Consider the following 13,198-nt stretch of genomic DNA (forward strand, 5'->3'; position numbering starts at 1 on the left):
CCTCTGGTCATGTAAGTTAATCCTCAAAAGAAAAGAAATTGAAAGTTCTGATCCTCGCTCTTGTAGAAGCTTGTGATAATGACATAACCTTCAACCTTCAACTACTCCATTGATCGAATGTAACGTGTTTGATCTCTTTGCTTCGTAACAACCAAAAACAAATTTGGGGAGAGGCAAATCAATTTTTAATGTCCCAGTAAAGTGCAAAATCGGAATGATGGAGAGGTGAAGAAATGGCAAGCCAAGGATGATCAAGAAGGTTTTGCGATTAACTGTAAATAGGTGCTGCTGATCCTTCAAGCTTATAAATAAAACGATCAAACACTACTACTAGGTATGATTTTATGCCTTCTTTATAACAAGTATAATAATTATTATGGTAGCAGGTTATGGAAGGTAAACAGAAAAAAGGCCAGACAGCAATGTGAAGTGAACCCAAAAAGTTAGACACTTTATTTAATTAGGCAACCTTGAGGGCATGAACCCGGTAATCTACTGGGCTCATGCCTTTTAGTTTTACTTTGATTCGTCGGTGATTGTAATAATGGATATAATCTTCCAGTTCTTTCTTGAAATGCTCCATGCTGTCGAACTTCTGTAAATAAAGTAATTCCGATTTCAGTAAGCCAAAGAAGTTTTCTATGACGGCATTGTCTAAACAATTTCCTTTGCGGGACATGCTTTGTATAATGTTATGTCTTTTCAAATCATGTGAGTATTGTTTCATCTGGTAATGCCAGCCCTGATCTGAATGGAGAACGGGGGAATCTTTCGATTCCAATCGCATAAAGGCTTGGTCTAGCATCTTGGAGACTAAGGGATAAACAGGACGTGATTCGATATTGTAAGCAATGATCTCTCCATTAAATAAATCTAGAATGGGCGATAAATACAACTTCTCACCGTGTAAATGAAATTCAGTTACGTCCGTAACCCATTTTTGATTTGGCTTTGTTGCCTTAAAATTACGATTGAGGATATTAGGCGCAACCTTTCCAATCTTGCCTTTGTATGAACGGTATTTCTTCATACGGACCAGACACTTTAGTCCCAACTCCTTCATCAATCGAAGGACCGTTTTATGGTTCATTGAAATCCCTCTATTACGTAATTCCAATGTAATGCGTCGATACCCATATCTCCCTTTATTCGTATGAAATATCTCCTGAATAACTGGCTTTATTTCTTCGTATTTATCCTGACGCCCGAAGGCGTTTATCCAATAATAATAGGTACTCCTTGCCAGATTTGCGACGGACAGAAGTAGCTTTAAATTAAAATCTCCCCTTAGCTCATGTACTACTTTCGCTTTTTGCGTTCGGACGCTTCGCTTTCTTGAACTAAGGCTCTCAACTTTTTTAAATATGCATTCTCTGCACGTAATCTTTCATTTTCAGCCTGTAACGCCTCTAATGACCCTTCTACTGGTTTTTTCTCCGTTTCTTTTTTCATGGATGGACGCCCCTTTTTCTTCGTTTCAAGAGCGTCAACTCCGTACTCCTCCAATTGCTTTAGCCAATTAGTAATGGTAGAAGGAGAAGCAATGTTATACACAGCAGCTGCATGGGTACTAGACACTCCAAAATCGTTCATATAGTTTAGTACATCCATCTTAAAGCTAATATCATAATTTGTATAGGTAGACATTAGCCCATCTATCCCATGTTCTTTATAATGCGCCACCCATTGCTTTAAAGGAGTCAAACTGATATTAAATTGATTGGCTACAGTTCTAAATGAGTCCATTCCTTCTAAATAAACAAGGACAGCTTTTAATTTCAACTCTAATGAATATTTTGTCATAAAAAAAGCACCTCCAATTGTTAGATGGTGTCTAACAATTGGGGTGCAGTTCAAATGTCTGGCCTTTTTTTCTATTGAACTTCTTTTCCCTGTTCCTTTTGAACCTTCGGAGGGGTCCATTTGAATACTTTATTTAGGATATTATAGATGTGTTTGGATTCTTTTGTAAGGATCGGTCCAAGAATCGCTAAGGTTAAAACGTAAAGTGCCGCAAACGGGGTTAGTATAGGCATTAAACCGCCTGCAATGCCTAAGTTGGCTAGAATGATGGAGAATTCGCCGCGTGAAACGATCGTTAAACCGATGTTTGCGGAAGCTCTGTGAGATAAACCGGATTTGCGTCCGGCAATCATACCAGCTGCAAAGTTGCCGATTATGGTGATGATGACTGCTCCAAGAACCATCCAGACAGCTCCCCCAAGGGTCGTCGGATCGATACTCAAGCCAAAGCTGAAGAAGAATATGGCCCCGAAGAAGTCTCGAAAGGGAATGACAAGTTTCTCAATCCTGTCGCTATGTTCCGTTTCAGAAAAGACTAGGCCGAGCAGTAGTGCACCGATGGCTTCCGCAACATGAATCGTTTCCGAGAAACCGGCAATGAAGAATAGTAATGCGAACACGACGATGATAAAAATCTCATCGGAGGTTATATTGAATAATTTGTTGAGGACCCCAGATGCTTTCCGGGCGATAACGAAAAATATCAGCATATACCCAATCGCGATAAATGTAGAAAGTAATGTTCCCCAAACGGAACCAGAAGAGCTTAATACCAATCCGGATACGACTGATAAATAAACGGCGAGGAAGATATCTTCAAACATGATGATGCCAAGGATTAGCTCCGTTTCATTGTTACCGGTCCTTTTAAGGTCCACAAGTACCTTTGCCACAATGGCACTTGAAGAAAAACTGATGATCCCGGTTAATATCAGAACCTCTTTTAATGGAAGGCCGAGCAGGAAACCGTAGAGCAAGGCCATTCCCACGTTGATTAAAATGTAATAGGTTCCGCCTGTCACGATATTTTTCCCGGACTTCATGAGCTTTTTGACGGAAAATTCAAGCCCTAGGTAAAACAGAAGGAATAAAATACCGACACGACCGAGGAATGCTATGATTTCATCACTTTCAATAAAACGCAGGTCAATTAATCCGAAGTGCGGGGCATGGGGGCCAACGAGCATCCCGATGATAATTAATAGTGGAACATTTGATATTTTGAATTTACCTGCTACGAGAGCGGCTAATGCCACTAGAAGTAGGGCAGTACCCACTTCAAAGACTAAATGGTCCATATGTGCTTAGTCACTCCTTTCGTCGGTCAGTAATTCTCTTGTCAGGTTACGGATATCTTTTCTTTCACCGGATATCACAAGAGTGTCGCCTGTTTCGATGATCGAGTCAGGACCAGGATTATTCATTTGTTTTTTTCCTTTTTTAGAATGGGCGATGACGGTCACATTATAATTGCTCCTGATATCAATCGAACCGATCGTTTGATTGATGGCCTTTGAACCTGGTTCGACTTTGAACCATTCAATCACCAAGTCACCCAATGACATTTCAATCGTTTCAAGTGCTTGTGGTTTATAAACCATACCGCCTATGATGGAAGCCATTTGCCGGGATTCCTGATCGTTAAGGGTGATGCTCGATATGACGTCTTCATGTTCATTATCAAAATGGTATAATTCCCGACGGCCGTCATCGTGAATGACGATTACTAACTTTTCATCATTTCTCGTTATGATTTCGAATTTTTGGCCAATACCAGGAAGTTCACTTTCTCTAATTCTCACTGGAATTCCTCCTTAAAATGTTGGTTAGAGTTAATAGAAGATAGCAGGTTGTTTATAAGTTAACGTCAATATTGGTCTTGAATTTCTTCTCCTTGGATATGCCGATGTATTTTAATGTCTCCGATGGACTGGAATGATGGTAATGCTTCTGTATCAAGGCCAGTGAAACTCCTTGTTTATAGGCGTGGTAGCCAAAAGTTTTACGCATCGAACTTGCTCCGAATTTGCCTGTCAGCCCTGCACCTTCCACAGCATCATGGATGATTCTGTGCGCCTGTTGACGTGTTATCGGCTTTTTTGTCTTAGGGGAAAGAAATAAAAATTGACCTTCGATAACCTTAGAGCCTTTAAGGTATTCTTGTAACGCGGTACGGACCTTCAGGTTCAAAAAAATTTGATTGACTTCGTCATTTTCCGTCCGTTGTTCATAGAACTCCTTGATTTTGCCCGTTTCATCCAGAACGCTGGCCACGGTGATTTCAAGCATTTCATTTATCTTCATACCTGTATTGATGCCGAGTACAAACAATAAATAATCCCGACTGGAGTGGGCGCGTAAGTATGTTTTGATTTTGCTGATTTGATTGATATCCTTAAAGGCTTCTACATATTCCATAGATCTTCTCCTCTTGCCAATGTAACATAATTACATTATAACACAAGTTATGTAACATTGCATGCGTTTAGTCCTGCAGGTAATGCATGCTTCGAACGTAAAAAAATCTTTTCCTTATTCTCTGCTCAATCGAGGTAAAATATTTCGGGGAAGTTATTTAATGTAGAGGTTGCTGTTTGCATCATCGGGGACATCAGCCTGGAATGATAAAAAAAAGAAACCCCAAGTTGGGGTTTCCTCATTTTTTTAGTACACGGCTTTTTGTAGTTTGTGAATGACCTCAAGTGAAAGTCCGGTTCCGATGGCAACTGATTCAAGAGGGTTATCTGCAAGTTGGACTGGGACGACAATTTCATTCGTCAGCCACTCTTGTATCCCGTTGAGAAGTGCACCCCCGCCGGATAAGATGACACCTTGATCGACGATATCCCCGCTCAATTCAGGAGGACAATCCTCCAAAGTGGCCCTGATTGCTTCCAGTATATGAAGAAGCGATTCCTGAATGGCTTCCTGGACGTCAGTGGATGATATTGTAATCGGCTTTGGAAGACCCGTTACAAGATCGCGGCCCCTGACTTCCATGCTGATCACGGAATGTTTAACGAGTGCGTAGCCGATTTCTTTTTTTATTTCCTCGGCTGTTCTTTCCCCAATCAGCACATTATGTTTTTTTCTAACATATTGGCTGATATCTTCATCCAATTGATCTCCGCCAATTCTGATTGAATTGCAAGAAACGACGCCGCCATATGAGATGATTGCGACCTCAGTCGTTCCGCCGCCGATATCAACGATTACATTGGCAACGGGCTCTTCGACAGGCAGGCCCGCACCTATTGCTGCTGCTACTGGTTCCTCGATAAGGTGGACCTGTTTCGCTCCGCAGGTTTTGACTGCATCCTGAATGGCCCTTCTCTCAACTGATGTGGAACCCGATGGTGTACAGACCACTACACTAGGTTTGCGAATCGATAAACCTAGGGCCTTACTTGCTTTTTTCATGATTTCCCGAAGCATTTGCGCGGTTACATTAAAATCCGCAATGACACCATCCTTAAGCGGACGGATTGCCACGATATTTCCGGGTGTTTTCCCGATCATGTTTTTTGCATCCACACCGACTGCCAATACTTTATTAGTCTCTATATCAATGGCCACCACAGATGGCTCATTAAATACGATTCCTTTATTTTTACTGTAAACTAGCGTATTCGCAGTCCCTAAGTCAATGCCTATTTCTGTATTTGATAACATTTAGTCACCCCTCCATAAGAGTTTGACCCCCTATATACTCATTCTACCTTTTATTGCGAGTTTGTGGGGGTGGGAAATCTAGTAAATGGTGGAATTGCCATGCCGTTTATTTTCATAGAAAGAAAACATGATGAAATATAAGAGTGCACTGGCGAGGGCAAGCGCGCCTATAACGGCAAATGTCCAGCATTTTTAGTGAAATTCACACTGCCGCACCTCGCTTCAGTCGAAAACAAGTGTGGATGGCAGCTTTGGACCAGCTTGTTTTATGTTAAGATATAGATGAAAATCCGCATAGATAAAGAAGGTAATTTTGTGAGTGCAAATTTAATCGAGAGAAAGAGTTTCAGAGTCATCTTTACCGCTTTTCTAGCTTTCCTAGGTGGTTATGCATTTGATAGCCTTGGAATATACTTGCCATGGATGCTTGGACCATTATTCGTCGTGATGATCGCGAAAGTGAAGTTAAGGAAGTACTTGTTTTGGTCTAAAACCTTTAGGAGTACTGGATTGGTCATTTTAGGTTTACAACTGGGCAGTTCATTCACGAAACAATCGTTAAATGAGATGATTGAATATTTGCCGGTTATGCTTTTTACGACCATTGCAATCATTTTATTTACAGTTTTGACTGGCTGGTTTGTCGGGAAACGAATGAACTTATCCTTGGGCACATCCATGCTTGGCAGTTTTCCGGGAGGGCTTTCCCAGATGGTGGTCTTAAGTGAGGAAATGAAGGATAGTGATGAAACGGTTGTTGGTTTCATGCAAACACTGCGGGTCATCCTGGTGATATCCATTGTTCCTTGGATCGTGACCCATGTAATGTCAGTTGGATCAGGTACGGTAATGACCATATCGGAGCGGCCGTTTTTCTTATTTGATTATGATGGGAAATTAGCCATCATGATGTTGTTAACCTTGCTAATATTCATCTTCTTCACAAAGAAAGTGAATTTTCCGCTGCCCTTTTTGCTAGGACCTCTCATGGCTGCAACACTATTCAATTTAGCAGGCCCAGGTGCCCCGCAGATTCCCGATTTTTGGTTGAACTTGTCACAATTGTTGATCGGCGCACATTTAGGCTATACACTGAAGGTTGATAATCCCCGACTTTTCAGAAAGATGTTTGGGGCTGTATTCGTCGGTAATGTCCTATTGATTGGATTTTGCTATTATCTTTCCGTTCAGTTTGCCCCTATCCTATCTTTGCAGCCGAACGAATTATTTTTGAGCATGGCGCCAGGCGGCGTCGCCGAAATGGCCGTAACAGCCATGTCTGTGCATGTGGATTTATCCGTTGTCACAAGTTTTCATTTATTCAGGATCCTATTCATTTTATTTTTTCTGTCACCCATCATAAAATGGCTTGTTGGGAGAAACCACGGGAAACAAGAGCAGGGACAAAGCTGACAGGCTTTGTCCTTTTTTCTTTTCGGAAAAACTGAAGAGTGAAAAGAGCAAATGCCAGGTGTTATGCGGAAAAATCGCTAAGGAAATCTCGGATTTATTGGTCAGGACTTACCCAGAAACATTATCGTAAGCGGACATACCGATAATATTCCGATTAAAAATTACCAATATGAATCCAACTGGGATCTGAGCGTGATGCGATCCGTGAATTTTATGAAACTTCTCCTGGAAAATAAAGAGTTGGATCCCGAAATGTTCAGGGCTAAAGGACATGGGGAATTCAAGCCGGTTGCTTCTAACGAAACGAAAAAAGGAAGGGCAAAAAACCGGAGAGTCGAAATCCTGATTGTTCCACGGACAGAGATAAATAAGTGAAAACCTGTCAGGAATGGTCGGGTTTTTCTTTTTGAAGGAGAAAATATAGAAAGAGAATATACGAATGTGATGGAAGAAATCGTTGTGACATAGGTACAGGTATTAATGTCAGGTATGGAATACCAAACATTTTGTTCGTGCAGGAAATGTAAGAATGACATCATCACATTATCATTGAATAACCTGCCTAATTACTATGTAACCACGGAAGAAGGGAGGAAAAGGATATTTGGAAATTTGAATACAGAAGAAAACAGAAAATGGATCAATAAAAGAATCATCAATGCGATACACGTGGTTGGACAGTATCCTAAACATTGATCAAAAGGTGGACAGCGAACGCCGAAGGGATGTCGGAAATATAGCGGTATATTACTTATAAACAAAAGGGTCAACCATTAATTATGTGTTTATTTATGGTGGCAGAGGGAACATAAATAAAGTACAAAGTTGGTTCATTCGATCAAATATTGAGGAGATGAATTATTATGGGTAAAAATATCGCATGTGTTGTAACAAATATGTTTGAGGACTCGGAGTATAGTGAACCGGCAAAAGCATTCGAAGAAGCCGGCCATACGGTAACGAGGATTGAAATGGTAAAAGGAAAAACTGTTAAAGGGAAACAAGGGGAGGTAGAAGTCGAGATTGATGAAAGCATCGACTCGGTAAAACCAGAAAATTTCGATGCATTATTCATCCCCGGCGGTTTTTCCCCTGATCAACTGCGTGCTGACGAACGCTTCGTATCTTTCGCCAAATCGTTCATGGATGATAAAAAACCAGTATTTGCGATCTGTCATGGACCGCAGTTGCTGATTACGGCCAAAACACTTGAAGGACGCCACGCAACAGGATATACATCGATTAAAGTCGATATGGAGTATGCAGGTGCCACATATTTGGACAAAGAGGTTGTGGTTTGCGGCAACCAGCTAGTAACCAGCAGGACACCTGAAGACCTTCCGGCATTTAACCGGGAATCGCTCAATCTATTGAAATAATGAAAAATCCCGGCAGCTGCCGGGATTTTTCATTTTAAAGGATTCATATACTTCAATCTTTGCAGTAAAATAAAAGGAGAGATGAATTTAAAAAGGAAGTGTCACGATTGATCGTATTAAAATCTGCACGTGAAATTCAAGCTATGCACGAATCGGGTAAAATTTTGGCTGCTTGTCATAGGGAGATTGCAAAGCTGATTGTTCCTGGGGTGACAACATGGGAAATCGAAGAATTTGTTGAAGGATTCTTAAAAAAACATGGTGCGAAGCCGGAACAAAAGGGTTACAAAGGGTATGAGTATGCGACATGTGCCAGCATAAATGAAGAAATTTGTCATGGTTTCCCTCGTAAGACCCCTTTGAAAAACGGGGATATTGTAACGATTGATATGGTCGTCAATTATAATGGGGCCCTTGCTGACTCTGCCTGGACGTATACGGTCGGTAAGGTTTCAAAGGAAACCGAACATTTAGTGAATGTGACGAAGGAATCTTTGTATAAGGCGATTGAAGTATGTGTGGAAGGCAATCGGATTGGAGATATAGGTCATGCCATACAAACATATGTCGAAGCGGAAGGCTTCTCTGTCGTTCGTGATTTCATCGGACATGGGATAGGAAATGTCATTCATGAAGAGCCGCAGGTTCCGCATTATGGACTGCCGAATAAAGGTCCGCGTCTTAAGGAAGGCATGGTATTCACCATCGAGCCAATGGTAAATGTAGGTACATATAAAGCAAGCCGGGACCCGAATGGATGGACGGCATCCACTGCAGATGGGAAATACTCGGCTCAATATGAGCATACGATTGCCATTACGAAAAACGGTCCGCTTATTTTGACCGAACAATGAACATAAAAAACAGCATCGATCATGATGCTGTTTTTTCATTTTAATCAATTGGACGTTCCAATGAATACAAATCTTCTTCAATATTTCCTAATCTGTCCTCAATGACTTTTTTAGCATCTTTGATACCTTCATTATAAATAAAGGGAGCAATATTATCGAAAATGAACTGCAAATGATTTTCAGCAGCGATTTCACCGATTTTCTTGCCATGTTCCTGATACACATATTCTTGGATACTTTCGATCATCTTGCGGCGTTTTTCTATGGGAAATTGTATGAACATTGTGCCCTCCTCCTTCATATTTGTTCTAAAAACCATGTAATGAATTGAGTCGAATCCAAAGGGAAGACGGGTACTGAAGCATGATTCCTTGTTCGTTCCAGACATTCGGGCCAAGCCACAGCTGCTTTGACATTAGTAAGCTTTTCCAATAACAGGAGGTCACTTTCTTCTTTGATTAAAATGACCTTAGGAAAGTCCTCTTGCTTATAACCTTCAATTAAAATCACATCAGGGGAAAATAGACACAGTAAATGAATCAACTCAGTGATAGGGGCTTTCCCCTTGAAATTGCCAAGCAGCTCGATTGTTCCATCTCCTTCAACAAGTGATGCAGCCGCCCCTGCATGAAAGTGTTTATTGGAATCCTTCGTGCCTGTGACATCTGGTTTTCCGCCATGTCCATGATGTTTTAAAACGGCTGTCTCTAATTTTGCTTCGCGAAGCTGTTTGATTATATTCGTTATGAAGGTCGTTTTCCCTCTATTTTGGTAGCCGACCACCTGGAATATCAAGGGCTTCACCAAGGCCATTGGCATCCTTCTTGGTCATCAAGAAGCAGGATGTCCACAAAATCTCCAGTTTGGAAACCACGGGTCCCCCCAGGTAAGACGGTCAGTGAATTGGCACCTGCCAAGCTTGTTGTAATATTGGATTTATCCACACCGCTAGGAATTACCTTCAACTTGCCTGATTCGTAAAATAATCGGGTCCGAAGCAGACGCGAGAATGGATTGGGTTTTAAGAAGTCTTCTGCCAATTGTGCCGTCTCTTTTCGTAAATGAGGATGTTCCGAAAACAGCATGGTGCGGATGATCGGTCTTGCAAATAATTCAAAGCCGACATAACTGGCGGATGGATTGCCGGATAAACCGAATAAAAATTTGTTATTATATACGGCTACGGTCGTCACGCTGCCGGGGCGCATGGCCACCTTGTTGAATAAGACATCAGCGCCAATTTTTTGATAAATATCCGGGAGAAGATCAAAATCGCCGACAGAAACTCCTCCTGTCGTAATGAGCAGATCCACTTCCTCCAAGGCAGCTGAAATGGCCTCGTAGCTTAATTTGAATTCGTCTTTAAGCTTTCCATAGAAACGGACTTCTCCTCCGGCCCTCCGAATTTGGGCGGAGATGGCATGTGAATTGCTGTTGCGAATTTTGCCGGGCTGCAACGGTTCATTAACATCAAGAAGTTCAGATCCCGTAGCGAATAATCCGACGACAGGCTTAGTGGCAACGGGCACTTCGGCATAACCGAAGGTTGCGAGCAAGCCGATGATCCCTGGATTGATCACTGTTCCTTTTTTTACAAGAACATCGCCTTTCTTTGCATCCTCACCTTGAAAAGAAACGTTTTCGCCTTCCTTAAGCGAGCGTTTAAATGATATGTACTTCTTTCCGTCCTTTTCGAATTCCTTCGTAAGCTCGAGCATGATTACGGCATCACACTCAGCTGGCATTTGAGCTCCAGTCATGATTCTTGCCACTTGATTTTTTTGAACAGGAATATTCGATACCATACCCGCAGCCAACTCTTCAACCACTTCGAACTCGAGAGGGTTATTTATGGAACCTTTGGCCGTATCTTTGGACCTAAGGGCGAATCCATCATATGGCGAGCGGTTAAAATGCGGAACATCATTTGTAGCTACAATATTTTGAGCCAGAAAACGGCCATGGCTTTCCTCGAGGGGAATCAGTTCCATATGTCCTGTTAATTTATGCTTCATCACTTTTTCCACTGCTTCTGCAATACTGATGGGCGTTCTTCTTTCTACCATGCTTACAACTCCTGTCGGTTTTCAATTTCTATATCAAATGTAGCAGAATTTTTTTAAAAATGAAAAAAATCCTCACCGGTATGGGAGGATTTGAATGTTACTTATTACGCAGTCTTCCAAGTTCTTCAGCGATAGCTTCCATTTCACGGACACTGAAATTCGTTTTTTTCATCACCATAGTATAAATATCGTGAAGTTCTTCGTACATCTCGATATCAAAATGGGTCGATTTGATTGCACCGAAGTTCATGACTTTTAATTTATCCTTGATTGCTTCAATCATAAACTCGACACTTTCGGCTGTGTTTTGCGTTAAATCCATTTCCCTCATCCTTTCATACGTTCCTAAATTATTTTCATCTTTGCATGATTACCTTGAGAAGTCAATGAATATTCGGGTGGAAAACGAAGCTTGATTCCAGATATACTTGGTCATTTCCACGTTTTAATGTGAGAAAGTTTGGGAAAAGATAGGAAAAAAAATATTCAAACATTGTATAATGGAGATAGCTAACATTATACATCAACTAATATATGACGAGGAGGAGAATATATGAGCAACATTCGTGAAGAATATAAGGGTGCCAAGAAAAGCAAATTTATGCAAGCGGTCTTTATTGGGGCGTTGGCTGGGGCAGCGATAAGCCTTTTTGATAAGGATACGCGTTATTCTGTATTGGAAAACAGTAAAAGCTGCATGGGCAATATGAAAGAATTCATAAAGAATCCCAATGGGGTGCTTAAACAAGTAAGTGAAACATCATCTAAGGTCCGTTCCACTGTTGAAAAAATTTCCGATGATGTATCCTTCATTTCCCAAAAGGTGGAGGAAATGAAAGACATTCCATCGCAAGTTGCCCAAGTGGTGATGGAGACGAAGGAAGTTTTTGCTGCAGAGGAAGAAGAGTCGTCTTCAAGTCAACAGGATCGTATTTCCTTAAATTAGAAAATGGGGTGGAGGTATGGCCAATAAAAAAGAATGGCTGAAAGGCTCATTCTTCAAGACTTTCATAAAACGGTTACATGTGGATGATGTGTCGGGGCTTGCAGCACAGCTGTCTTATTTCTTCTTGCTTTCCCTGTTTCCGTTACTTATTTTTTTATTCACTTTATTGGCCTATCTGCCATTTTCCCAAGAAGATATTTTAAATACCGTCCGTACATATGCGCCTGACGATTCGATGAAAATCATCGAGGCTAACCTATCGGAAGTGATGGAAGCGAATGGGACTTTATTGTCGTTTGGTGTCATCGGAACGATATGGTCGGCATCGAATGGGATGAATGCAATCATTAAGGCATTTAACCATGCATATGGTGTAAAAGAAAGTCGAACTTTCTTTATTTCCCGGGGAATGTCGATTCTACTCACTTTAGCAATGATTTTTGTTTTTATTGTCGTTTTATTGCTGCCGGTATTCGGAAAACAGATCGGAGTGTTCCTATTTGCTGAAATTGGACAATCCGATGAATTTCTTACGATTTGGAACCAACTTCGCTGGGTGATCAGTACGCTTGTATTTTTAATTGTGTTCACAATCCTTTATTGGATTGCGCCCAACATAAAGCTGAAGTGCATAACCGTCATGCCTGGTGCTATCTTTGCAACGGCAGGGTGGAGTCTTGCTTCCTTTTTGTTTTCTTTTTATGTGGAGAACTTCGCAAATTATTCCGCAACATATGGAAGTCTTGGAGGGATAATCGTATTAATGGTCTGGTTTTATTTGTCGGGACTCATCATTATAATGGGCGGGGAAATAAATGCGCTCATAAGTGAAAAGGAAAAACCAGAATGTGTATGAGCTTCCTGGAGTTCCCGTAATGGCAAGCTAACATGCTGCGGATACTATTCAAGAAATGACAACTTTAGAAGAGGAGGAGTTCTTTCATGAGTAAAAAGGATGGCAGCACAAAGCAAAAAGGAAAAAATAAAGGTTCGAACCATAAAACTTCAGGTTCTGCAAACGGTAAGAACGGATATCACTAAATGAAATGATCATAAAAAAAGGGA

Annotated in this window: 15 protein-coding genes and 1 pseudogene; 7 read left to right on the forward strand and 9 right to left on the reverse strand. The window is 41.2% G+C overall.

Features of this window, described 5'->3' with window-relative positions; all coding sequences use genetic code 11:
• Positions 1-460: 460 nt before the first annotated feature.
• The 5 genes from QNH43_RS02870 to mreBH form a co-directional block, all read right to left on the reverse strand.
• Positions 461-1,803 (reverse strand): IS3 family transposase gene (locus QNH43_RS02870; RefSeq protein WP_283916568.1). Its coding sequence is split into 2 segments (ribosomal slippage): positions 461-1,362 and positions 1,362-1,803, totalling 1,344 coding nucleotides; the frame shifts between segments, so codons are not numbered across the junction.
• Positions 1,804-1,874: 71 nt separating this feature from the next.
• Complete coding sequence (locus tag QNH43_RS02875; protein ID WP_098370480.1) at positions 1,875-3,101, reverse strand: cation:proton antiporter; 1,227 nt, start codon at positions 3,099-3,101, stop codon at positions 1,875-1,877.
• 6 nt (positions 3,102-3,107) lie between these two features.
• Positions 3,108-3,605, reverse strand: coding sequence for a cation:proton antiporter regulatory subunit (locus QNH43_RS02880; protein WP_076370883.1), 498 nt, complete (start codon positions 3,603-3,605; stop codon positions 3,108-3,110).
• Between the two features lie 52 nt (positions 3,606-3,657).
• On the reverse strand, positions 3,658-4,221 hold the full coding sequence (locus tag QNH43_RS02885; RefSeq protein ID WP_283916733.1) for a tyrosine-type recombinase/integrase: 564 nt from the start codon (positions 4,219-4,221) through the stop codon (positions 3,658-3,660).
• 246 nt (positions 4,222-4,467) lie between these two features.
• Entirely contained in the window at positions 4,468-5,475 is a 1,008-nt protein-coding gene (mreBH, locus tag QNH43_RS02890; RefSeq protein WP_283916734.1) for a rod-share determining protein MreBH, read from the reverse strand.
• Positions 5,476-5,790: 315 nt separating this feature from the next.
• Between mreBH and QNH43_RS02895 the strand changes: the two genes are divergently transcribed.
• The 5 genes and pseudogenes from QNH43_RS02895 (at position 5,791) to map (ending at position 9,121) form a co-directional block, all read left to right on the forward strand.
• On the forward strand, positions 5,791-6,888 hold the full coding sequence (locus tag QNH43_RS02895; protein ID WP_283916735.1) for an AbrB family transcriptional regulator: 1,098 nt from the start codon (positions 5,791-5,793) through the stop codon (positions 6,886-6,888).
• 70 nt (positions 6,889-6,958) lie between these two features.
• Positions 6,959-7,263 (forward strand): annotated as a pseudogene (locus QNH43_RS02900) (OmpA family protein); the annotation flags it as partial.
• A gap of 114 nt (positions 7,264-7,377) precedes the next feature.
• Positions 7,378-7,584 carry a late competence development ComFB family protein gene (locus QNH43_RS02905; RefSeq protein WP_283918269.1) on the forward strand — a complete coding sequence of 69 codons (207 nt, stop codon included), beginning with the start codon at positions 7,378-7,380 and terminating at the stop codon, positions 7,582-7,584.
• Positions 7,585-7,751: 167 nt separating this feature from the next.
• Positions 7,752-8,267: a type 1 glutamine amidotransferase domain-containing protein gene (locus QNH43_RS02910; RefSeq protein ID WP_098370490.1), complete on the forward strand. Its 516-nt coding sequence runs from the start codon at positions 7,752-7,754 to the stop codon at positions 8,265-8,267.
• Positions 8,268-8,374: 107 nt separating this feature from the next.
• Positions 8,375-9,121: a type I methionyl aminopeptidase gene (gene map, locus QNH43_RS02915; RefSeq protein WP_098370491.1), complete on the forward strand. Its 747-nt coding sequence runs from the start codon at positions 8,375-8,377 to the stop codon at positions 9,119-9,121.
• 40 nt (positions 9,122-9,161) lie between these two features.
• Here map and QNH43_RS02920 read toward each other — a convergent pair whose 3' ends face one another.
• The 4 genes from QNH43_RS02920 to QNH43_RS02935 form a co-directional block, all read right to left on the reverse strand.
• Positions 9,162-9,404 carry a DUF2164 domain-containing protein gene (locus QNH43_RS02920; RefSeq protein ID WP_283916736.1) on the reverse strand — a complete coding sequence of 81 codons (243 nt, stop codon included), beginning with the start codon at positions 9,402-9,404 and terminating at the stop codon, positions 9,162-9,164.
• Positions 9,405-9,418: 14 nt separating this feature from the next.
• Positions 9,419-9,934 carry a molybdopterin-guanine dinucleotide biosynthesis protein B gene (gene mobB / locus QNH43_RS02925; protein ID WP_283916737.1) on the reverse strand — a complete coding sequence of 172 codons (516 nt, stop codon included), beginning with the start codon at positions 9,932-9,934 and terminating at the stop codon, positions 9,419-9,421.
• Positions 9,922-11,187 (reverse strand): molybdopterin molybdotransferase MoeA, encoded by a 1,266-nt coding sequence (locus tag QNH43_RS02930; RefSeq protein ID WP_283916738.1) that lies wholly within the window; start codon positions 11,185-11,187, stop codon positions 9,922-9,924. The genes mobB and QNH43_RS02930 overlap by 13 nt, the downstream gene beginning before the upstream one ends.
• A gap of 97 nt (positions 11,188-11,284) precedes the next feature.
• Complete coding sequence (locus QNH43_RS02935; protein WP_034305672.1) at positions 11,285-11,509, reverse strand: DUF1128 domain-containing protein; 225 nt, start codon at positions 11,507-11,509, stop codon at positions 11,285-11,287.
• A 231-nt stretch (positions 11,510-11,740) separates the two neighbouring features.
• Between QNH43_RS02935 and QNH43_RS02940 the strand changes: the two genes are divergently transcribed.
• The gene (locus QNH43_RS02940) at positions 11,741-12,133 is read left to right on the forward strand and encodes a YtxH domain-containing protein (protein ID WP_283916739.1); all 393 of its coding nucleotides are present in this window, start codon (positions 11,741-11,743) and stop codon (positions 12,131-12,133) included.
• 16 nt (positions 12,134-12,149) lie between these two features.
• Positions 12,150-12,989, forward strand: a complete 840-nt coding sequence (locus QNH43_RS02945) for a YihY/virulence factor BrkB family protein (RefSeq protein ID WP_076370903.1) — start codon at positions 12,150-12,152, stop codon at positions 12,987-12,989.
• The last annotated feature ends 209 nt before the right edge of the window (positions 12,990-13,198 follow it).

The sequence above is a fragment of the Peribacillus simplex genome (assembly GCF_030123325.1).
GTDB classification, from domain to species: Bacteria; Bacillota; Bacilli; order Bacillales; family DSM-1321; genus Peribacillus; species Peribacillus simplex_D.